17 protein-coding genes, 2 pseudogenes and 1 riboswitch are annotated in these 21801 nt (G+C 43.6%); of the genes and pseudogenes, 6 read left to right on the forward strand and 13 right to left on the reverse strand.

Going from position 1 to position 21801, the window contains the following annotated elements; genetic code table 11:
- Positions 1-173: 173 nt before the first annotated feature.
- Complete coding sequence (locus EAE89_RS18345; RefSeq protein ID WP_161804218.1) at positions 174-347, forward strand: hypothetical protein; 174 nt, start codon at positions 174-176, stop codon at positions 345-347.
- Positions 348-1003: 656 nt separating this feature from the next.
- Here EAE89_RS18345 and EAE89_RS18350 read toward each other — a convergent pair.
- Positions 1004-1618: a LysE family translocator gene (locus EAE89_RS18350; RefSeq protein ID WP_054479776.1), complete on the reverse strand. Its 615-nt coding sequence runs from the start codon at positions 1616-1618 to the stop codon at positions 1004-1006.
- A gap of 179 nt (positions 1619-1797) precedes the next feature.
- Here EAE89_RS18350 and folA point away from each other — a divergent pair, with 179 nt between their 5' ends.
- On the forward strand, positions 1798-2283 hold the full coding sequence (gene folA / locus EAE89_RS18355; RefSeq protein WP_214086371.1) for a type 3 dihydrofolate reductase: 486 nt from the start codon (positions 1798-1800) through the stop codon (positions 2281-2283).
- Positions 2284-2332: 49 nt separating this feature from the next.
- Here folA and apaH read toward each other — a convergent pair whose 3' ends face one another.
- From apaH to lptD, 6 genes are all read right to left on the reverse strand, one after another.
- Complete coding sequence (apaH, locus tag EAE89_RS18360; RefSeq protein WP_054479780.1) at positions 2333-3154, reverse strand: bis(5'-nucleosyl)-tetraphosphatase (symmetrical) ApaH; 822 nt, start codon at positions 3152-3154, stop codon at positions 2333-2335.
- Between the two features lie 2 nt (positions 3155-3156).
- A complete protein-coding gene (apaG, locus tag EAE89_RS18365; protein ID WP_054479781.1) occupies positions 3157-3534 on the reverse strand; it encodes a Co2+/Mg2+ efflux protein ApaG in 378 nt (125 codons plus the stop codon).
- A gap of 12 nt (positions 3535-3546) precedes the next feature.
- Entirely contained in the window at positions 3547-4365 is an 819-nt protein-coding gene (gene rsmA, locus EAE89_RS18370) for a 16S rRNA (adenine(1518)-N(6)/adenine(1519)-N(6))-dimethyltransferase RsmA (RefSeq protein WP_054479783.1), read from the reverse strand.
- Positions 4358-5365, reverse strand: a complete 1008-nt coding sequence (pdxA, locus tag EAE89_RS18375; RefSeq protein ID WP_422615518.1) for a 4-hydroxythreonine-4-phosphate dehydrogenase PdxA — start codon at positions 5363-5365, stop codon at positions 4358-4360. The genes rsmA and pdxA overlap by 8 nt, the downstream gene beginning before the upstream one ends.
- Positions 5352-6653, reverse strand: a complete 1302-nt coding sequence (surA, locus tag EAE89_RS18380; protein WP_054479787.1) for a peptidylprolyl isomerase SurA — start codon at positions 6651-6653, stop codon at positions 5352-5354. Before surA ends, pdxA begins: the two co-directional genes overlap by 14 nt.
- 69 nt (positions 6654-6722) lie before the next feature.
- Entirely contained in the window at positions 6723-9077 is a 2355-nt protein-coding gene (lptD, locus tag EAE89_RS18385) for an LPS assembly protein LptD (RefSeq protein WP_054479789.1), read from the reverse strand.
- A gap of 183 nt (positions 9078-9260) precedes the next feature.
- Between lptD and djlA the strand changes: the two genes are divergently transcribed.
- On the forward strand, positions 9261-10079 hold the full coding sequence (djlA, locus tag EAE89_RS18390) for a co-chaperone DjlA (RefSeq protein WP_054479790.1): 819 nt from the start codon (positions 9261-9263) through the stop codon (positions 10077-10079).
- 234 nt (positions 10080-10313) lie between these two features.
- Here the strand turns inward: djlA and rluA are convergent, their stop codons facing one another.
- The 3 genes and pseudogenes from rluA to EAE89_RS18405 form a co-directional block, all read right to left on the reverse strand.
- On the reverse strand, positions 10314-10964 hold the full coding sequence (gene rluA, locus EAE89_RS18395; RefSeq protein ID WP_054479792.1) for a bifunctional tRNA pseudouridine(32) synthase/23S rRNA pseudouridine(746) synthase RluA: 651 nt from the start codon (positions 10962-10964) through the stop codon (positions 10314-10316).
- A 111-nt stretch (positions 10965-11075) separates the two neighbouring features.
- Positions 11076-13982: an RNA polymerase-associated protein RapA gene (rapA, locus tag EAE89_RS18400; RefSeq protein WP_214086373.1), complete on the reverse strand. Its 2907-nt coding sequence runs from the start codon at positions 13980-13982 to the stop codon at positions 11076-11078.
- Positions 13983-14178: 196 nt separating this feature from the next.
- Positions 14179-14758, reverse strand: a pseudogene (locus EAE89_RS18405) (DNA polymerase domain-containing protein); the annotation flags it as partial.
- Between the two features lie 153 nt (positions 14759-14911).
- Between EAE89_RS18405 and EAE89_RS18410 the strand changes: the two are divergent.
- Positions 14912-15242, forward strand: a pseudogene (locus EAE89_RS18410) (RNA-guided endonuclease InsQ/TnpB family protein); the annotation flags it as partial.
- A gap of 186 nt (positions 15243-15428) precedes the next feature.
- On the opposite strand, the gene thiQ reads toward EAE89_RS18410, so the two are convergent.
- The 3 genes from thiQ to thiB are packed head-to-tail and all read right to left on the reverse strand — an operon-like array spanning position 15429 to position 18722.
- Positions 15429-16136: a thiamine ABC transporter ATP-binding protein ThiQ gene (gene thiQ / locus EAE89_RS18415; protein WP_054479800.1), complete on the reverse strand. Its 708-nt coding sequence runs from the start codon at positions 16134-16136 to the stop codon at positions 15429-15431.
- On the reverse strand, positions 16129-17733 hold the full coding sequence (gene thiP, locus EAE89_RS18420; RefSeq protein ID WP_054479802.1) for a thiamine/thiamine pyrophosphate ABC transporter permease ThiP: 1605 nt from the start codon (positions 17731-17733) through the stop codon (positions 16129-16131). Before thiP ends, thiQ begins: the two co-directional genes overlap by 8 nt.
- Positions 17709-18722, reverse strand: a complete 1014-nt coding sequence (thiB, locus tag EAE89_RS18425) for a thiamine ABC transporter substrate binding subunit (RefSeq protein ID WP_054479805.1) — start codon at positions 18720-18722, stop codon at positions 17709-17711. The genes thiP and thiB overlap by 25 nt, the downstream gene beginning before the upstream one ends.
- A gap of 73 nt (positions 18723-18795) precedes the next feature.
- A riboswitch (TPP riboswitch) is annotated at positions 18796-18901 on the reverse strand.
- A gap of 112 nt (positions 18902-19013) precedes the next feature.
- Here thiB and rppH point away from each other — a divergent pair.
- Both rppH and ptsP read left to right on the forward strand, forming a co-directional pair.
- Positions 19014-19544, forward strand: a complete 531-nt coding sequence (rppH, locus tag EAE89_RS18430) for an RNA pyrophosphohydrolase (protein ID WP_054479807.1) — start codon at positions 19014-19016, stop codon at positions 19542-19544.
- A gap of 9 nt (positions 19545-19553) precedes the next feature.
- Entirely contained in the window at positions 19554-21800 is a 2247-nt protein-coding gene (gene ptsP / locus EAE89_RS18435; RefSeq protein WP_214086374.1) for a phosphoenolpyruvate--protein phosphotransferase, read from the forward strand.
- Position 21801 lies beyond the last annotated feature (1 nt).

Here is a 21801-nt window from a genome sequence, read left to right on the forward strand (position 1 = left end):
TGGTAAACCGATTAAATAATCGCCCCAGAAAAACACGGGGAGGGAAAACACCGAATGAATTATTTAAAGGAATACGAACATGTTTACTTCCGGATTAACGATGTTGCACTTATTATGTGAATCCAAGAGTTTTATTTATAATAATTAAATGATTAAAGAATAAGGGGGTTAATTTGAATTCCATTACCCTATCTTTTACCCTTTCTGGTTTTAAAATTAAAATACCTGAAAAGGAATGGCAAGTAAATCTAAATATTAATTTAAGTAAAATGGAAAAATTAAATGCGGTACAGGAAACGGAAAACTATCAGTTTTATAAAAGCTACTCAATGAAAGTCGTTCATTAGGTGAGTTTTTAATTAAAAAATCGGTCTGTATTAATGGCTGATTTTTAAAATGTACAGAATAATTAAAAACATCTGACTCATTTTCATATTTAATTTCTTTATCTGCTATGCCACCATCAGATTATTTTAAATTTGTTTGACCTACCATGTTCATTTAAAACTGAAAGTACGGGGATATTAAAGGTTTATATAAAATTATCATTTAATACAAATGGTTATGTTTTTCAGTAAAACAGTTAATTGTATTTGATCGAAGGCGATTAATCATTAATAAAGAGTTGAAAAGAAATTATAAAATAATACTATCCGTAAAGGATAATATTAAGATTATTTTTTGCTATCATTTTATGAAGAAAACCATGAAATTATGTAATAAAAGAATAGATAAAACGGTTAATAAGGCAGGATTTAATCTCTGAAAAAGGGTAAGTAAGAATATGAATAGGTTAATCAAAAAATATATTTAACAAAACGAATTGGTTTTAATGATTTTTTCAACTGAGGAATAATTTTTTCATAATCCAATTAAATAATCGATTATAAAAAATGGGAATAATAAAATCTCTAAATAAATCGGGGCTGGATCTTGAAGTGCGCTTTATTAAACGCACTCTTTTATGTTTATTGAAAACTTAAAGGAATGGAATGAATTCCTGTTATCCTAGCGCTACTTTGACACCTAAGCCAATTAAAACAATACCAAGCAGTTTATCAATAATCTTCTGAGTTTTAGCTAATCCGTAACGTACCGGTGCACTCTGGATTAATATTACCAGTAATGGCCAATAGACTATCGACAGACTCCAGATAATAAAGGCATACCATAATTTCTCCTCAACACCAGAATTGACATTCAGTACTTGAGTAAATATCGCTAGGAAGAACAAAGTTGCTTTAGGATTGAGTAGATTACATAAAAATCCCTGCATAAAAGCTTTTTTAAAGGAGACAGTCTGTTGTGGCTGGTCATCAAGAGTGATGGTATTCCCGCTGCGAGAAAGCAGGCTGTTGATCCCAATCCAAATAAGATAGGCAGCTCCGGCATATTTCATCAGGTTGAACAGCCACGGAGTTGTGGTGATAACAAGAGCCAGTCCGGCGACACAGTAAGACATATGACAGGTGATAGCGGCAATTAAGCCCATCACAGTCATCATTGCGGCAGCGCGTTGATAACGTATGGCATTTTTGACTACCAGAAAGAAATCAGGGCCTGGAGAGAGCATTCCCAAAGTTGAAATAGTGATAACGAGTAGTGATGTTTCCAGCATAATGTACCCTATAGTTAATATTAGATTTGTTATTATTTAGATCAATGAATGTCTTAAGTAACAAATTAAGTATAAATTAATTTTTTATGCTTAAGAAAGCGTTGATCCTATCGACTGGGTACATCCCTTTCCGTATAGTGTCATCAATTTTTATACTATTTGCCTAATAAGGTGACTTAATGAATATCAGCTTGATCGCTGCCTTAGCTATGGATCGGATCATCGGCATGGATAATACAATGCCGTGGAATCTGCCGGGGGATCTGGCTTGGTTTAAACGTAATACATTGAATAAACCAGTCATTATGGGACGAGTGACTTACGAGTCCATAGGCCACCCGTTACCAGGGCGACTCAATATTGTGTTGAGTAATCAGCCGGGTAATGATGAGCGTGTAACTTGGGTAAGTTCAGTTGATGAGGCGCTGGCGGTAGCGGGTGATGCAGAAGAAGTTATGGTTATGGGAGGTGGTAAAATCTATGACCAATTTATCCCATTGGCTAGCCGTATGTATCTGACCCATATTGATGCAGAAGTAATAGGTGATACGCATTTTCCTGACTATGAACCGGATGAATGGGATTCTCAATTCACTGAATACCATGATGCAGATGAATTGAATTCTCACAGCTACTGTTTTGAGATTTTACAGCGCCGTATCTAATTGATAAAACACGCCGATGAGTTTTTTCACGGCGTGTCCGGTTTTAACGTTATTTTATTGCTGGCAACGATGGTTGCGTAAAATACTGTTTATCTTCCCAACGTAGCATAGTCAGTTCGCCTCCCCAGCAACAACCTGTATCCAATGCATAAAATCTATCCGGCGTTCCTTGACCTTCCAGTGATGCCCAGTGACCGAAAACAATAGAATACTCTACTGGGATCTGCTGTGGTAGCTTAAACCAAGGTTTCAGAGGCGCAGGAACATTTTCAGGTCTATCTTTGCAAACCATGTCTAACTGACCATTAGGAAAGCAGTAACGCATGCGCGTCAATGCATTAGTACTGAAACGTAAGCGTGCCAACCCAGAGAGTTCTGGTGACCAGTTGTTTGGCATATCTCCATACATTGAATCGAGAAACAGAGGATAGCTACCACTGCTGAGCATAGTTTCAACTTCGCGGGCGCACATTTTAGCGGTTTCCAGATCCCATTGAGGTGTGAGTCCCGCATGAGTCATGATCAATTTCAGGTTATCGTCGATCTGTAATAATGGTTGTTTACGTAGCCAATTAATTAACTCATCGGCATCTGGGGCAGATAGTAATTCATTGAGCTTATCCTTGGGTTTATTACGGCTAATCCCGGCATAAACGCCTAATAGATGAAGATCATGATTGCCTAATACCACTTTTACGGCTGAATCTAACTGTTTAACATACCGAAGAACATCAAGAGAATCTGGGCCACGGGCAACTAAATCTCCTGTCAGCCACAACGTATCTCTATTGGGTTCAAAATTGGCCTTAGTTAATAAAGCACGTAATTCACGATAGCAGCCATGAATATCACCGACGAGATATGTAGACATAATTAATTAATCAAAGTTGGAATAGCCAATCGGAAAACTGGAATGTCAACGCGGAATAAATCACCATGGTGATCGGCCATTTTATAATGGCCTTCCATCGTACCCAAAGGCGTTTCCAATATAGCGCCACTGGTGTAACGGTATTCAGTACCTGGCGGAATGACTGGCTGCTTACCAACAACGCCTTCCCCTTGGACTTCAGTCTGGTGGTTATCACCGTTGGTAATTAGCCAGTAACGGTTAAGCAGTTGAACCGGTTCGCGCCCAAGATTACGAATAGTGACTGTATAGGCAAAAACGAAACGCTGTTGTTCGGGACTCGACTGGCTTTCTACATAAACACTCTGTACCTGAATAGAAACTCTGGGCGCATTAATCATGATTGACTCCTGTTATGACTGCATTTCAGGTTGTTCCGCTAGATAGTTTGCCATTTTGCAGTATTGTTCAACAGAAATATTCTCTGCACGTGTACTTGGGTCGATACCAAACTCTGTGAGTTGTTCTACAGTGAAAAGATCACCCAGGCTGTTACGGATAGTTTTACGCCTTTGGTTGAAAGCTTGTGTGGTGATCCGGCTCAGCATACGAATATTTTTGACCGGGTAAGGTATGCTTTTATGCGGTATCAGACGTACAACGGCTGAGTCGACTTTAGGTGCGGGAGTAAATGCTGTTGGCGGTACTTCCAGCACCGGGATAACCTGGCAATAGTATTGAGCCATGACACTTAAACGTCCAAAAGCTTTACTGCCGGGACCGGCTACCAGACGGTTCACTACCTCTTTTTGCAGCATAAAATGCATATCAGCAATAGCATCAGTATAGCTAAAAAGGTGGAACATTAATGGCGTAGAAATATTATAAGGTAAATTACCAAAGACCCGTAGCGGCAGCCCTCTTTGCTGAGACAGTTCGCCAAAATTAACGGTCATTGCGTCTTGTTGGATAATGGTAAGTTTATCTTTTAGTTGTGGATGAACTTGCAGGCGCGCCGCCAGATCGCGGTCAAGCTCAACCACAGTCATTTTATCCATGCGCTCTCCAACCGGCTCAGTCAATGCACCAAGACCAGGGCCAATTTCCAACACTGCTTGGCCTGGTTGTGGATTGATAGCTGTAACAATACTACCAATGACAAACTGATCGGTTAAAAAGTTTTGCCCGAAGCGTTTACGGGCAAAGTGCCCTTGGTGGACTCTGTTATTCATTACTGTTTTGTATCATTTTAATTGCTAAATTTAATGCGGTGATAAAGCTTCCCACATCAGCTTGACCTTTACCAGCCAATTCCAATGCTGTGCCATGATCGACAGAAGTGCGAATAAATGGCAGGCCCAACGTAATATTCACAGCTCTGCCAAAACCTTGGTATTTTAACACGGGTAGCCCCTGATCGTGATACATAGAAAGAACGGCATCTGCATGTTGAAGATATTTGGGCTGAAACAAAGTATCTGCGGGTAAAGGCCCTTCCAGAACAATGTCTTCTGCCCTTAGACTTTCTAATGCAGGGATAATAACATCAATCTCTTCATGCCCCATATGACCGCCTTCTCCTGCATGGGGATTTAAACCACACACATAAATACAGGGTTTTGCCAGGCCAAACTTTGTTTTTAAGTCATGGTTAAGGATCGTGATAACTTCCCGCAGGCTATCAAAAGTAATGGATTTTGGCACATCAACAATGGGCAGATGAGTTGTTGCCAGAGCAACCCGAAGTTCTTCGGTAGCAAGCATCATGACAACCCGCTGGCATCCACTGCGATCAGCAAAGAATTCAGTGTGGCCGATAAAAGGCACACCAGCATCATTGATGTTCCCTTTATGGACCGGCCCTGTGACTAACGCTGAAAATTCCCCATTTAGGCAACCATCGCAGGCTCTTGCCAGAGTCTCAGTAACATATCTGCCATTTTCCCGATTCAATTCACTGGCGACTGCTGGAACATGAAGGGGGACTGGCAATATTGTCAATGTTCCAGCAGCTTGCGGTGCCGGCGTTTTATCTGGAGAATATTCTTGTAACTGTAAAGGAAAATTGAGTTGTTTGGCTCTGTCCAGAAGTAAATTTGGATCTGCACAGGCGACCAATTGTATTGGCCAACTTTGCTGAGCAAGAGCGACAATTAAATCGGGTCCAACCCCGGCAGGTTCGCCGGGGGTAATAACAATGGGTTTATGAACAATGGGTTTATTGTTGTGCATTGCTACCATCTAAAATTTTCACATAAGCAGAGGCGCGTTGTTCCTGCATCCAGCTTTGTGCTTCTTCAGTAAATTTACGGTTGAACAGCATACGGTAAGCACGATCTTTCTGAGCGACGTCTGTTTTATCAACTTTGCGGGTGTCCAGCAGTTGGATCAGATGCCAGCCAAAAGACGAATGAACCGGCTGGCTGATTTCACCTTTATTTAGTCGCATTAACGCGTCACGGAAAGCAGGATCGAAGATATCAGGTGTACTCCAGCCGAGATCACCACCACGTAATGCTGAGCCAGGATCTTCTGAAAATTCTTTTGCTGCATCGGCAAAATCAGTTTTTCCACTACTAATCTCACTGGAGATTTGCTGCAATTTGGCGCGTGCTTGAGCATCAGTCATGACAGGAGAAGTTCTCAGCAAAATATGGCGGGCATGAACTTCTGTGACTGCGATTGTTGCATTACCGCCACGGATATCATTTACCTTGAGGATATGGAAACCTACACCGGAACGAATTGGGCCAACGATGGCGTTTTTCTGGGCTGATTGTAGTTGCGCCGCAAACAGGGTTGGCAGTTCTTGAAGCTTACTCCAACCCATATTGCCGCCTTTCAGGGCTTGTGGATCAGCGGAATAGGCGATAGCCAGTTTACCGAAGTCAGCGCCATTCTTAAGCTCAGACATAATTTTACGTACCACAGCAGTGGCTTTTTCCATTTGTGCCTGATCAGGATTTTCTGGTAACGGTATCAGAATGTGGCTGATGTTCAGCTCAGTATCATTAGCATTTTGGTTGCTAATTTGTTTGGCTAAGGTATCGATTTCTTGTGGCAGAATGGTGACACGACGGCGAACCTCATTGTTGCGCACTTCTGCTATCAGCATCTCTTTACGAACCTGATTACGGTAAGTATCGAAACTGATTCCGTCAGCAACAATACGGTGTTTCATCTGATCCACCGTTATGTGGTTTTGGGCTGCAATATTGGCAATGGTAGAGTTCAGAGCCTGATCAGGAATAGTAATCCCCATCTGCTTTGCCATTTGCAACAAGATATTATCCATAATCAGTCGCTCAAGGATCTGATGACGTAGTGTTTGTTCGTCCGGTATTTGCTGGCCTGCATGTTGTGCATCCCGTTTAACGGACTGTAAGAGGCTGTTGATGTCACTTTCCAGAACTACCCCATTATTAACAACCGCAGCAATTTTATCCACTTGTTGAGGTGCAGCGAAGGCAGTACTCACTGAAAACATCAATCCGAGAATGAGATTTCTCCAGTTCTTCATACTTTTTCCATCATATGTAAGTTCCGCGTTAGCGGGTTTATTGTGTTTAATATCAAAGCGTTATTAGTATCAGAATGCACGCTGGTATGGCATGATGCCAGACTGCAACATTTTCTGGCTACCCAGACTATGATTGTTACTTAAGCCTCTGAGTTCAAAGTTAAATGACCATTTGTCGTCATATTCGCTATTATCATCTTTCCAGCCAATGATCTTACGCTCATAGCCGACGTTAATTGCCCAGCAACAGGTGTTGTACTGCAAGCCTACTAACTGACTTGCTGGTTGCTGTTTCTTAGTATCATAATAATAAGAGCCAACTAAACCCCAGCGATCATTTAACGGCCAGCTTGCAACTAAACCAATTTGAGAAATCCCTTGCTGAAATGTGGGAGCGGTTTCTGCTTTTTGATCCCAGGTGCGCAAACGGGTTGCTTGGATATAATCTCTGTCAACAAAACGGTAGTTCAACTGTACAAGCCTATCAGCATCACGACGATATTCCAGTACAGCATTTCCCATTGTCACGCTGCTCAGACGGCTATCGTACTGCAAACCACCTTTCAAGCCCCAGGAATCATTAATCCTCCAGTAGGTGTCACCAGCCCAGGCCATCATATCTGACCCATCTTTACTGTTAACGAGATTTTCCTTATTGGTACCAGTGCGTGGGCGCTCAAAATAGTAGGTTTGACCTAATGACAGATTAAAACGTTCAACTAAATCTTCATCATAAATACGAGTAGTCAGACCGGTAGTGACCTGATTCGCGGATGAAATACGGTCTAAACCACCGTAAAAGCGGTCACGGAACAGACCGGTATAGTCAGCCTGTAGCAGGGCCGAATCGTAGTTATTGATATTATCTTGGTTCTTATACGGCACATACAGATACTGAATCTGTGGCTCTAGCGTTTGGGTGTAATCGTTGTTCAGATACATTGAACGTTCAAACACCATTTTGGCTTCACTTTTAAACTGTGGCAGAACCCGGTTAACAGATTCTTGTAATTCGGAATTTTTTCTGATGTCAGGAATATCTTGCTGATAGTGGGTTGCCATCAGCTTGGCTTCGTTATTGATACTTGCCCAACCATTGGAGAGTGGCAGGTTAACGGATGGCTCCAGATGCCAACGGGTTGCTTCAGGGTTATTTTTCTCAGTACTGGTGAGTTTTACCGCTTGACCATGGATACGAAGATCAAACGGACCTAGATCATTTTTATAATAGTTCAGATCCAATTGTGGCTCTGCGCGATAAGCATTTTTGTTACCGCCGGTTGAGAATATTTGGAACTGTTTAGTTGATAGTGTGGCATTCCAATTTTGTTGAGCATATCCCAAGCTGAGTTTCTGTGTGGCATAGCCATCAGTGGTGGAACCATATTGGGAAGAGAAATCAGAGAAATATCCAGGATCACTGACCTTGGTATAGTCGATATTAAAACGCCATACCTGATCCATAACACCACTATGATTCCAGTAAAATAACCAGCGATTATCACTCTCTCTGGCAGTACGCGTTCCGGTCTTTTTATCCTCGATATACTGTTTGTCATTATTCAGCCAGTCCAGTGCTAGTGTACCTGTACCTGCTTTAGTTAAATAACGGAATTCATTATTCAGTTTTAAACCGCGTTGACTGATATAGTGCGGCGTAATCGTAGCATCATAATTTGGTGCGATATTCCAGTAATAGGGCAGCAGAAATGTAATACCGTCCTTTTTGGAATAGTTGGCGTTAGGAATAAGGAAACCGGAGCGGCGTTTACTACCGATCGGTAGTTGAAGGTATGGACTGTAAAATACCGGAACATTAACTACTCTGAAACGGGCATTCCATATTTCAGCCACTTCTTCTTCACGGTCGAGAATGACTTCAGAGCCAACAACACTCCAGCTATCATTACCTGGCAGGCAGGAAGTAAAAGTACCGTTATCCATAATGGTATAACGGTTTGCATCACGTAATTTCATTTTATCTGCGGTGCCGCGTCCCTGACGCCCGACCATTTGATAATCACTTTGATCAACATCTGTATCTTTATTATTTAAATTAGACCAGGCGCGTGGACCTTTTAGAATAATTTGCGGATCATTGTAATGAACATTACCCGTTGCAGTAACAGTCCTTACCGGAATTTCATCTTCTGTTTGATCAAGTTGTACCTTATCTGCGGTCAGCGTTTTATTGCCCTGTTTAATATTGACATTACCGATGAATTCAGCAGAGCGCGGATAATCTGCACGTGAATCATCTGCCAGAATATTGACAGGTAATTGATTGAGATCACCATTAATTATTGGCTGATCGTAAACAGGTATACCCAGCATACATTGTGCTGCGAGATCAGCATGTGCATGCTGACTGTAAAGTGCGGCCCATACTGTTGTGGCCAGCAAAGTTGGATAACATTTCTTCATAGATATTTATGCGGTTCCGTCATCAGTGGCATTGTGCCGGCAAACCTCAAGAGACTAGCGCACTCAATGAATATGCGCCAGTGTAAAGTCACACCTTTACTTATCTTGCCGTTAGGCACGGAGCTGAATGAATAGTATGATAATGCAAAACTGCACTCAGGGCATTGATGAATTGAGGAGTATATGCATTATTGGGGAAAACTGATTGGGCTGATCTTTGGTGTTACGTCTGGAGCAGGTTTCTGGGGTATTGTCATTGGTTTATTTATCGGTCATATGTTTGATAGGGCCAGTGTACGCAGAAGCCAAGGGTTTTTTGCAAATAATCAGTCCCGTCAGATGCTGTTTTTCAGCAGTACTTTTCAAGTGATGGGGCATATAACTAAATCAAAAGGACGGGTAACTGAAACGGATATCCAGCTTGCCAGCCGATTAATGGACCGAATGCAACTTCACGGGCAAGCCCGAATAGCGGCCCAGCATGCTTTTCGTGAGGGCAAAGAACCCAATTTTCCTTTGCGTGAGACATTGAGACAATTACGTCGTGCCTGTTTTGGTCGGTCTGATTTAGTTCGGATGTTTTTAGAAATTCAGTTACAGGCTGCATTTTCTGATGGTCAGTTGCATCCGAATGAGAGGAAAGTGTTGTTTATCATAGCTGATGAGCTTGGGATCTCTCGTAACCAGTTTGAACAATTCCTTGCCATGATGGAAGGTGGCCGCAATTTCGGTGGTGGTGAAGAGTGGCAACAACAGTATGACGGTTATAGGAGAGCAACTCAGGGGCCAACATTGGCAGATGCCTGTAAGGTACTCGGTGTGGGTGAAAATGATGATGCGACGATAATTAAACGTGCTTATCGTAAATTGATGAGTGAGCATCATCCAGATAAGTTAGTGGCAAAAGGTTTACCACCGGAAATGATGGAAATTGCTAAACAAAAAGCCCAGTCAATTCAGGCTGCGTATGATCTTATTAAAAAAGAAAAAGGTTTTAAATAGTCAAATTTTCTTTTTAAAAAACATCTTATTAAATACATAGGGGAATAAAGTCCCCTATGATCGTTGTGTTTATTTTTTATTTCTCTAAAATATTAGAAAGTTTTATGATTTATTGGCTTTAACTAAAGAGGGATGCAAAAAATGGCAAATATCCGTATTCTCTTGGGAGGGTTCGGCGTGGCTTTGTGCTTGATATTGGCTTCATTAGATTCGATTACTGTATTTGTCAACTGATTAAAAATCGGCTGTGCACTGAAAATGCATTGGAGTTCCATAGGCCGGATGGGTGATATATAGCTCCTGTGCATGTAATTGCAGGCGAGGCGCCATTGCTCTTGCCTGCTGATGAGCATAAAACCGGTCTCCCAGAATTGGGTGCTCAAGTGCCAGCATGTGTACCCTGAGCTGATGTGAACGACCCGTTATTGGCGAGAGTTTCACCCTGGTTGCTTGATCTTCGTAAGCGAGTATTTCATATTCAGTCTGCGCTGATTTCCCGGTTTCAAAACAAACTTTCTGCTTTGGTCGGTTTGGCCAGTCACAAATCAGAGGGAGATCAATTATGCCGGTTTCCGGTTTCAGATATCCCCAAACTCGTGCAATATAAGTTTTTTTCGGTTCCCGTTCACGGAACTGGCGCTTCAGTTCACGTTCTGCATTTTTGGTCAATGCAACTACCATTACACCGCTGGTTGCCATATCCAGCCGGTGAACAGATTCCGCAGCCGGAAACTGTTGCTGTATCCGAGTCATAATACTGTCTTTGTGTTCCTCAGCCCGTCCAGGAACAGAGAGTAGTCCACTAGGTTTATTGACCACAATGATATGCTGATCCTGATAGAGCACATGTAGCCAGGGATCGGTGGGTGGGTTATACGCTTCCATTAAGACTCCGGTAAAAGACAGTATCTTGCTCATTGAAATCAGGGTACCAGGGAAAATGCGGGAATGGCGTTCATTCCATCCCGCACTAAATCCGAGTATCTCTAATCTTTCTTACTGATGTGTAACAACAACAAGGCGGATTGCATCCAGACGCCAGCTGGCCTGATTCAGGTTAAGCAGTAACTGTTGGCGATTGGATTCAATTGCTTCCAATTCATCATCACGAATATTGGGATTGACTGCTTTCAGTGCTTCCAGACGAGAAAGTTCAGCAGTGAGGTTTTCATCAGCTTCCTTCTTCGCCTGTTCGATTAATGATTGTGCCTGTGTTTCTATTAAACCTTCTGCTTGTTGCAAAATAGTGTGAACTTCTTTTTGCACGGCATTAACCAGCTTACTCGCGGTATGGCGGTTTACTGCATTAAGCTGGCGGTTAAAGCTCTCAAATTCTACTTGACCAGCCAGATTGTTGCCTTTCAAGTCCATCAGTATTCGCAGTGGGGTTGGGGGAAGAAAACGGGTCAATTGCAGATGTTTTGGTGCTTGCGCTTCAACCACATAAATTAGCTCTACCAACAGCGTTCCAACGGGTAATGCTTTATTTTTTAGAAGAGAGACAGCACAGCTACCGGTATCACCAGACAAGATCAAGTCTAACCCATTACGGATAATCGGGTGTTCCCAACTGATAAACTGGGCATCTTCACGAGACAGCGCCTGCTCCCGATCAAATGTAATAGTGCAGCCATCTTGTGGCAGCCCTGGGAAATCCGGGACCAGCATATGATCAGAGGGTGTTAACACTATCATGTTGTCACTGCGATCTTCCTGATTGATACCAACGATATCAAACAAGTTGAGAGAAAAGCTCACCAACTCAGTATCATTTTCATACTCTGAAATTTTTTCTGCCAACTGCAAACCATGCTCTCCACCATTGGAATTCATTTCCAGCAGTCGGTCACGACCTTGTTCTAATTGCTGTTTGAGCTGTTCATGCTGTTGGCGGCATTGATCAATAAATTCATCAAATTTTTCCTGCTCATTCGGCTTGGCAAGGTAGTTCAGCAGAATTTCATAATAGTGATCGTAAATAGTACGGCCTGTCGGACAGGTGTGCTCGAATGCATCCAGACCTTCGTGATACCAGCGGATCAAGACAGCTTGGGCGGTATTCTCCAGATATGGCACATTGATCCGGATATCACGGCTTTGGCCGATACGATCCAAACGTCCGATACGCTGTTCCAGTAAATCTGGGTTGAACGGTAAATCGAACATGACTAACTGGTTGGCGAACTGGAAGTTGCGACCTTCTGAGCCAATTTCGGAACACAGTAGCACCTGAGCACCATCTTCTTCAGAAGCAAAATAGGCGGCGGCGCGGTCACGTTCAATCAATGATAATCCTTCATGGAAAACAGCACTGCGAATACCTTCGCGTTCACGCAGTACTTGTTCCAATTGCAGAGCAGTGGTTGCTTTAGCACAAATTACCAGTACTTTTTCATCACGATTTGCCATCAGGAAACCAAGTAACCACTCTACACGAGGATCAAAGTTCCACCAGGTGGCGTTTTCGCCTTCAAATTCCTGATAGATCTGCTCGGGATAAAGCATATCCCTGGCGCGAGATTCCAGCGATTTTTTAGCACCCATAATGTCGGAGACTTTAATGGCTGTTTGATATTGTGTTGGCAAAGGCAATTTTATCTGATGTAGTTCCCGATGGGGGAAACCTTTCACGCCATTACGGGTATTACGGAATAGAATACGGCTGGTACCGTGGCGATCCATCAGCATGGAAATCAATTCGCGGCGTGCAGTTTCACTATCATCACCGTTGCTGTTGGCTGCTTTCAGTAGAGGCTCAATATCTTGTTCACTGATGAGCTCACCCATTAGATTTAATTGGTCATTATTGAGCTGTTCACCTGATAACAGCAGAGTGACAGCATCAGCAACCGGGCGGTATTTTTGTTGTTCGTCAATAAAAGCTTGATAATCATGAAAACGGCTTGGATCAAGCAAGCGCAGGCGGACAAAATGGCTTTCCTGCCCTAATTGCTCCGGGGTTGCAGTTAACAGCAACACACTAGGGATCTGTTCAGCCAATTGCTCAACGACCTGATATTCACGGCTTGGTGCATCTTCACTCCAGGCCAGATGATGAGCTTCATCCACTACCATAAGATCCCAACTGGCTTCAAGCATATGCTCAAAACGCTGTTTATTGCGGCGGACAAAATCCAGTGAGCAAAGTACCAATTGTTCTGTTTCAAATGGATTATCACTGTCGTGTCGTGCTTCGGTATAGCGGCTGTCATCAAACAGGGAAAAGCGTAAATTGAAACGGCGTAGCATTTCGACCAGCCATTGATGCTGAAGGCTGTCTGGCACAATAATCAGAATACGTTCAGCACGACCGGCCATCAATTGCTGGTGGATGATCATCCCAGCTTCGATGGTTTTACCTAAGCCAACTTCATCAGCCAGCAGCACCCTTGGGGCATAGCGTTTGCCTACTTCGTTAGCGATATGAAGCTGATGAGGGATCAGGCTTGCGCGAATACCGCGCAGACCGCTTTCAGCAAGTTTAAATTGCTCGCTTTGATATTTACGGGCACGAAAGCGCAGGGCAAAGCGATCCATCCGATCAATTTGTCCTGCAAACAGGCGATCCTGTGGTTTGTTGAAGGTGAGTTTACTGTCGAGGAATACTTCGCGCAGAGTGACATTTTCTTCCAGGGTATCAAGGCGTGTACCTGTATAAATAAGTAGGCCATTTTCTTGTTGGACTTCATCTACTTTGAGTTGCCAGCTTTCGTGGCTGGTGACAACATCCCCTGAGTTAAACATCACACGGGTAATAGGGGAATCATTGCGAGCGTAAAGGCGGTTCTCTCCGCTGGCAGGAAAAAGCAAAGTGACCATTCGTGCGTCCAATGCAACAACGGTTCCCAATCCAAGTTCGCTTTCTGTATCGCTGATCCAGCGTTGACCGAGGGTAAATGGCATAAATTTTGACTCAGTTTCTGTTAGATAAATGTTATTGAAGGTGAAGGACGACAGCTTTTTATTTGATCTAACGGAGATAATGGGCAGATAGCAAAGATGCCCCTTTAATCCCCTTATCACTCGTTAAAGGGGCGATATGTTAATGGAAGCAAAGCCAGTCGTCACCTGCAAAAAATAGTAATTAGTTAAATAGTGATTAGCTAAAAGGCATTACTATCTGCCCGGTGAACAAAGTTGTAAAATTATCCTGTAAAATTGACAGGATAGCATCAGCGATAGGCTGAATTTGTTTATTGATATAGTGATCATAATCTGGTGACGAATGCAGGTTTTCCAACGGTTCTGGCCCGGATTGCATCATGACATATCTTATCCAGCCACCATTTTGATACTGTAAAGGCCGATTATGTTGCAGATTATATTCATCTGCCAGCCTTGCTGCTCTTACATGTGGCGGTACATTACGCTGATAGTCAGACAGTTTATGGCGCAACCTTTCACGGTAGATTAGTTTATCATCAAATTTTCCTTCTAGGGTACTGGTAATATAGCGACGAATAAATTTCTGATAAGGCTGCTGATGAAAAATCAGTGAATACAGTTGCTTCTGGAAATCCTGTGCTAGAGGCGTCCAGTCGGTGCGGGCGGTTTCCAATCTTTTGTATACCATACGGTCATTACTCAGACTGGAGTAACGTATTTGTGCTGCCTTGTTCCGCACCACGGATAGTTGGCATTAGAAAACGACGATAGTGAGTTTTAAATTCCAACTCAAGGGGGCTTTTAAATCAAAAATGTTTATCCGATGCGCCGTAAAACCCCGTGCTTCAGCTGTCTCTTGATCTATGAAATATGATCAAAAGACAGCTTCAGGGCGGGGATATAAGGCGCGGTTTTCAGACTAACTCGGTGTTTGCTGTTGCTCAATGGTACGAGCAAAATCAGGTTTAAACCGCGCGATACTGGATCAGGGCTGGTATGAAATGCGCCGTCAGCTTGAGTATAAGCAGCTCTGGCGCGGAGGTCAGTTATTAGCAATACCGCCCGCCTATACCAGTCAACAAGGTGCTAGCTGTGGTCATACCGCAAAAGAAAACCGCCGGTCACAGAATAAATTCGAGTGTCAGGCATGTGGCTATACCGTAAACGCCGATATTAACGGTGCACGCAATTTTAGCGGCAGGGCATGCCGTGCTTGCCTGTGGAGGGCGGGGGCAGTCAGACCGCCCGTTGAAGCAGGAACCCACCGAAATGATTTAGACTTCGGTCTGAACGTAGTAGGAATCCTCGTCCTTTGGGTGGGGAGGATGTCAATAAGGCTTTCATATGTAAATAACCTGGGGGATTAAAATGAAGGCTATAGGCATTAGTCACAGAAGGAAAGAATCGAAATACTAAGCAATATCCTCTTCTCGTTTATTCTGATAGCGAAGGCAGTAATAACGTCTAATTAAAATCGACCTTCCTACCCAAAATAGTCGCTTCAGGAACAGTGCCGGCAACCAGTGCATTTGTTGATCCGTCATAATGAATATTGCCATCAACAACTAATAAAGCGCGGTCAGCTATATGGGCGGCATCATCCAGATTATGCGAAACCATCAGCAAAGTAAGTTGGCGTTCATTGCAAACTTGCTCCAGCAATACCAGCATTTCATTACGCAGTGCTGGATCAAGAGCAGAAAAGGGCTCATCAAGTAACAGAACTGGCTGCTGGCGCACTAAACAACGCGCTAATGCTGCCCGCTGTCGTTGTCCACCAGAAAGTTGAGCAGGCAAACGAGTAAGGCAATCCTCCAACGAAACTTGGGAGACTATTTGTTGTAACGTCTGTTTCTGTTTGCTATTAAGACGTAATCCGGGATGTAATCCCAACCCAATGTTCTGTTCAATCGTTAGATGGGAGAAGAGGTTATTTTCTTGAAATAACATGGATACGGGGCGCTGAGAAGGTGGCGTATTGGTGTGATTTTCCCCATTCAGCCATAGAGAGCCTTTTTCTGCTGTTTGAAAACCGGCGATCAGATTCAGTAATGTGCTTTTACCTGCTCCACTGGGCCCAAGAATGGCGATACGTTCCCCGGCCTGAATCTGCAAGTCAAACAGCATCACCAGATGTTCATAGGTGTAAGTCAGATTCTCTAGTTTAAGCATTACGTCGTCCTGGTAAGCGCTCAAGTAAACTAAACAACATAAAACATAATAATAACAGCAATAAGGCAGTGACTGCGCCATCTTGACTACGGTAAGCCCCTATTTGCTGGTACAGATAGAAGGGCAGTGTACGGAAATCTTCATTACCAAACAGCGCCACAATGCCAAAATCACCAATCGAGAGGACGCAGGCAAAGGCTAAAGCTTGTGCCAGCGGGATTTTTAGGGCTTTTAGTTCAATCCAGAGCAATCGGTTAATACCTTGAATATTCAGGGATCGACACAAAGGATTATAGCAGGCGGCTAAATCTTTCATCGGATTGTCCAGAACTTTCAGTGCATAAGGGATTGCCATCAGCGAGTTAGTTAAAATCACCAGACCATAGGGCGAACGAGGCAAGCCAACGGTTTCGTTAAGCAACAGAAAGACCCCAGTTGCTAGCACAATGCCGGGCATAGCCAGGATCAACAAGCCACTCATTTCCATTGCTTGTCCCCAGCGGGGGGAATGGCGCAGGTATAGCTCGCGGCTGCTCCACAGTAGCATCATAGTGAACAAAACACACAGAAACCCCGCCCCTAAAGCAATGACGACTGATGTGATAAATGCCTGCCACAATGCAGGCTGGCGTAATACGTTAAATATTCCACTATTTAGACCATCCACGACGACAGCTAGTAATGGTGGTACCAGCAGTAATAAGGCTGCGATAATTAACAGGCTATCACAGATTTTTCTCGGCAAAGTATCTTGTGGATTACGCCATTGCTGTTGGTTACTGTAGCCGACAGACAAAGCGCTGTTAAGCTTCTGGCTGAGGAGTACAAGGCCAAGGCAACAGGTAAGCTGAATCAAGGCTAGCAAAGCAGCACGGTTAAGATCGTAGTCATAGCTTAGCGCCTGATAGATCGCCAGTTCGACAGTTGTTGCAGCAGGGCCGCCACCTAAAGCAAGTACAGTGGTAAAACTGGCGAAACAGAGCATAAAAATCAGTGCACCAGTTGGCAGGATCTGGCGGCGCAGATAAGGCCATTCAACAAAACGGAAATGTTGCCATTCATTCATACCTAACTGAGCTGCTAGCTGCCGTTGTTCCACCGCAATGTTTTCCAGTGATTGCAGTAAAAGTCGTGTTGCCAGTGGCATATTAAAAAAGATATGTGCTAGCAAAATCCCTTGTAAACCATAAGGTGTGAAATGGTAATTGATGCCGATCCATTCGCAGAACTGCGCCAGCCAGCCGACTTTGCCATAGACAGTCAGAATGCCGAACAAAGCGACTAGTACGGGTAAAACCAGTGTCATAGCACATAGGCGCAGAAATAAGGTTCGGCCTGGAAAATGGCGTCGGTAAAGCGCTCTGGAAAGAAAAATAGCCGGAATAACAGAAAACAGCGCTGACAAAAAAGCCTGCCAGAATGTAAAACGTACGACATGCCACAAATAGCTATCTTCTGTCAGTAGGTGCCAGCTACCCTCAGGTGCGTTAAACCAAAGTGTACCGAACGCCAGCAAGGCGACTAACAGTAAAAGACCGGAGGCGATAGCCCCCGGCAGCAGCCATCCGGCAATTAGTGGCTGACAGCGCTTTGCCATGTACGAATCCATTTGTTACGGTGTGTGGCGACTTCTTCCGCGCTGTATTGCAGCGAGTTTTTTGGTAATGAAAATTGCGAATACACTTCAGGGAGCTGGATATCAATGACTGGATACATCCAGTTAGTGGTTGGGATTTCTTGTTGGAAAGCCGGAGTCAGCATAAATTGCATAAATTTTTGGGCAAGTTCCGGCTGCTTGCTGGAAGCCAATTGAGCAGCAACTTCGACTTGCAGATAATGGCCTTCACTGAAAATTGCCGCAGCGTAATTGTCTTTCTTGTCAGATAAGATGTGATAACCCGGTGAAGACGTGTAACTCAGGACCAGATCACCTTCCCCTTTCAGGAACAAACCATAAGCCTCACTCCAACCTTTGGTGACTGTTAGGGTTTTCTTAGCAAGTTTTTGCCAAGCTTGTGGGGCGTCATTACCATAAATTTTTTGCATCCATAACAGCAAACCTTGTCCTGGTGTGCTGGTACGAGGGTCTTGATAGATAACTTTCCAATTATTGGGACTATTAATCAATTCATCCATGCTTTTAGGCGGATGTGGCAAAGTATTTTTGTCGTAAATAAAAGCAAAATAGCCATAGTCATAAGGAATAAATACATTGTTATGCCATTGCTCAGGGAGTTTCAGTTTGCTGAGATCCACTTTACTTTCAGTGAACAGACCCGTTTGTTGCGCGGCTTCAATCAAGTTGTTATCCAATCCAATAATGATATCGGCAGAGGCCCGTTTCCCTTCCATTCTTAGGCGATTGAGTAGAGATATACTATCTTCCAGAGCCACCAGTTTTAGTTCGCAGTGACATTCAGCCTCAAATGCTTTTTTAATTGCAGGCCCAGGACCCCATTCAGCGGCAAAAGAATCATAGGTATAAACAGTTAATACCGGTCTTGCCTGTACAACCTGGCTAGATAGCAAAACAGAGGTTGGTAATATGGCTAGTACGATTAATTTGGAAAATAACGTCTTAAACACTTTGCTCTCCTTAATTCAAGAGGATTGGCAAAGGATCTGGAAGCGCTAAACAGCAAGATAATTTCTGTTGTGAAATGATTAGCAGCTCAAATCCCTACGTCGGTATTAGCCGGATCAGGTTCGGCGGGTTTACTTCTCAGCAAGGCTGTTTTAAACAGCCAGCACCCCGTTGAGATGATGCTATTGTAGAGATTTAGCTAGCTACTGCAAAGTCCAATGATAGAGGTTTACCACTTGAGGGTAGTGTGAAACAATTAGTCATCTTTCAAATTTAGTTTATCGAGGTAGTCTGTGATCGATGATGATGGCTACCGCCCGAATGTAGGAATTGTAATTTGTAATCGGCAAGGCCAGGTTTTGTGGGCCCGGCGTTACGGGCAGCATTCTTGGCAATTTCCTCAGGGAGGCATTAATCCGGGGGAGTCACCAGAACAGGCTATGTACCGGGAACTGTATGAAGAAGTTGGTTTAGGTCGGAAAGATGTACGTATTCTGGCTTCTACTCGTAATTGGTTACGTTACAAATTACCCAAGCGTTTGGTGCGTTGGGATACAAGACCTGTCTGTATTGGCCAAAAACAGCGGTGGTTCTTATTACAACTGCTTTGTAATGAAGAAGATATTAATGTACAGCACAGTAATACGCCGGAGTTCGATGGTTGGCGCTGGGTCAGCTATTGGTATCCTGTGCGGCAAGTTGTCTCTTTTAAGCGTGATGTTTACCGGCGTGTGATGAAAGAATTTGCTTCGGTTGTGATGCCAATGCAGGAAACACCATCGCTGTCGCGTCCTTCATATTCTCATCGTCGTAAGAGAAGTTAGGTTAGCTCTATGCTGATGCGTTTACGGGAAATTGTTGAAAAAGTTGCTATGGCGACTAATCTAGCCGAAGCGCTTGAGCTATTGGTGAACGAAACCTGCTTGGCTATGAACACTGATGTGTGTTCTATCTATCTTGCTGATCATCAACGGCGGTGTTATTACCTGATGGCAACTCGGGGCTTGAAGAAACCCCGGGGAAGGATTATCAGTCTGGCTTTTGATGAGGGGGTCGTTGGACAAGTCGGGCAATTATCTGAACTGATCAATCTGGCTGATATACGTAGTCACCCAAGTTTCAAATACTTACCCCAAGTTAAAGAAGATAACTTCCGTGCTTTTCTGGGTGTTCCGGTTATTTATCGTCGCCAGTTGCAAGGTGTTTTAGTTGTTCAGCAGCAGGAACAGCGGTTGTTTAATGAAAGCGAAGAGTCTTTTATGGTGACGCTTGCGACGCAACTGGCTGTGATTCTTGCCCAGGCTCAAACAAAGGGTTTGTTTGGTCATTACCGGCAGACCAGAATTAAAGCGCTGGCAATTGCCAATGGAATAGTCATGGCTCAAGGCTGGCAGGATTGCTCCCAACCTTCACTTGAACAAGTTTTTGAAGCATCGACCCTTGATCATGCGGCAGAACGTTCTCGGTTGATTAAGGCACTTGAAGATGCGACAGCAGAATGCCGACGGCTGAGTAAGCGTTTTACTACTGGTTCTCAGAAAGAAACTGCGGCTATTTTTGATCTCTATTCCTACATCTTGAATGATCCCCAATTAAAACAAGATCTGTTTTCCTGTATTGAACAGGGATATGTTGCGCAATGGGCTGTTAAACAAGTCATTGAAAAATACGCAGAGCAATTTGCCAGCTTGCAGGATGCCTATATGCGGGAAAGAGCATCAGATCTACGTGCACTTGGGCAGCGATTACTGTTTCATCTGGATGATTCACCTACTGTCAGCTATCAGTGGCCTGAATGGTTTATTCTGGTTGCTGATGAATTGAGTGCTAATTTGTTAGCAGAAATGCCGCAGGAAAGATTGGCGGGGGTTATTGTCCGTGATGGCGCGACTCATTCACACTCTGCCATATTGGTTCGTGCAATGGGTATTCCTGCCATTATGGGCGCTGATATTCAGCCAGAACTCCTTCATAATCGTATACTTATTCTTGATGGTTTCCGTGGAGAAGTCTTTATTGAGCCAGAGCCACTGATTTCTCAGGAATATAAACAGATTATTGAAGAAGAAAAAGCACTGAATAAGCTGGCTGAGGGAGATGTTGATCAGGAAGCTCGGCTCAAAAGTGGTGAACGCATCCTTGTTCAGCTCAATGCTGGTTTAAGCCTAAAATATGAATTACAGATAGGTAATAGTATTGACGGTGTTGGTCTCTATCGAACCGAAATACCCTTTATGCTGCACAGAGGTTTCCCTTCAGAAGATGAGCAAAAAGCCCGTTATCAGGAAATGTTGCAATTATTTCCTGATAAACCTGTGGTATTGCGTACACTGGATATCGGTGCAGATAAGCAACTACCTTACATGTCTATTAGAGAAGAAAATCCTTGTTTGGGGTGGCGTGGTATACGAGTAACCTTGGATCAACCGGAAATTTTTCTTATTCAGCTTAGAGCTATGCTCAGAGCTAATGTCAATACGGGTAATTTGAAAATATTACTGCCCATGGTGACCAGCATGGAGGAAGTTGATGAAGCTAAGCGGTTGATAGACAGGGCTAAAGAAGAAGTTGAGCAAATTTTGGCGTGCCAGATACCTATGCCGCAGCTTGGTGTGATGATTGAAGTTCCTTCGGTGATTTTTTTATTGCCACAATTAAAAAACAGGGTCGATTTTGTTTCGATTGGAACCAATGACCTGACGCAGTATCTGTTAGCAGTGGATCGAAATAATACTCACGTTGCTTCCCTTTATGATTGCTTGCATCCGGCTGTAATTCGGGCATTAAAATTGGTATTTGAAAATAGCCAGCAAGCAGGTCTTGCTATTAGTATTTGTGGTGAAATGGCGGGTTCTCCTATGGGAGCTCTGATATTGATTGGTCTTGGTTATCGCAGTTTGAGCATGAGTGGTTGTAGTGTGCCAAGGATTAAATATTTATTACGCCATCTAGAGATAGCTCAGGTTGAAAAGTTAATGGCCGAAGTGCTACAGGCTGAAACTAGTGTAAGAGTAAAGGAGTTATCTGCAACATTTATGGAGCAGCATGGGGTTGGCGGTTTGGTCAGAGGTGGCATTTAAT

The sequence above is a fragment of the Photorhabdus heterorhabditis genome (assembly GCF_018448905.1).
In the GTDB taxonomy this organism is placed as follows: Bacteria; Pseudomonadota; Gammaproteobacteria; order Enterobacterales; family Enterobacteriaceae; genus Photorhabdus; species Photorhabdus heterorhabditis.

Excerpts from the sequence above, each read along its gene's own strand:
- lptD (WP_054479789.1), bottom strand. The coding sequence starts at position 9,077 with ATGAAGAAATGTTATCCAACTTTGCTGGCCACAACAGTATGGGCCGCA.
- folA (WP_214086371.1), top strand. The coding sequence starts at position 1,798 with ATGAATATCAGCTTGATCGCTGCCTTAGCTATGGATCGGATCATCGGC.
- pdxA (WP_422615518.1), bottom strand. The coding sequence starts at position 5,365 with ATGCACAACAATAAACCCATTGTTCATAAACCCATTGTTATTACCCCC.
- rluA (WP_054479792.1), bottom strand. The coding sequence starts at position 10,964 with ATGGAAGCGTATAACCCACCCACCGATCCCTGGCTACATGTGCTCTAT.
- rapA (WP_214086373.1), bottom strand. The coding sequence starts at position 13,982 with ATGCCATTTACCCTCGGTCAACGCTGGATCAGCGATACAGAAAGCGAA.
- apaG (WP_054479781.1), bottom strand. The coding sequence starts at position 3,534 with ATGATTAATGCGCCCAGAGTTTCTATTCAGGTACAGAGTGTTTATGTA.
- surA (WP_054479787.1), bottom strand. The coding sequence starts at position 6,653 with ATGAAGAACTGGAGAAATCTCATTCTCGGATTGATGTTTTCAGTGAGT.
- thiP (WP_054479802.1), bottom strand. The coding sequence starts at position 17,733 with ATGGCAAAGCGCTGTCAGCCACTAATTGCCGGATGGCTGCTGCCGGGG.
- djlA (WP_054479790.1), top strand. The coding sequence starts at position 9,261 with ATGCATTATTGGGGAAAACTGATTGGGCTGATCTTTGGTGTTACGTCT.
- apaH (WP_054479780.1), bottom strand. The coding sequence starts at position 3,154 with ATGTCTACATATCTCGTCGGTGATATTCATGGCTGCTATCGTGAATTA.
- thiQ (WP_054479800.1), bottom strand. The coding sequence starts at position 16,136 with ATGCTTAAACTAGAGAATCTGACTTACACCTATGAACATCTGGTGATG.
- EAE89_RS18350 (WP_054479776.1), bottom strand. The coding sequence starts at position 1,618 with ATGCTGGAAACATCACTACTCGTTATCACTATTTCAACTTTGGGAATG.
- rsmA (WP_054479783.1), bottom strand. The coding sequence starts at position 4,365 with ATGAATAACAGAGTCCACCAAGGGCACTTTGCCCGTAAACGCTTCGGG.
- ptsP (WP_214086374.1), top strand. The coding sequence starts at position 19,554 with ATGCTGATGCGTTTACGGGAAATTGTTGAAAAAGTTGCTATGGCGACT.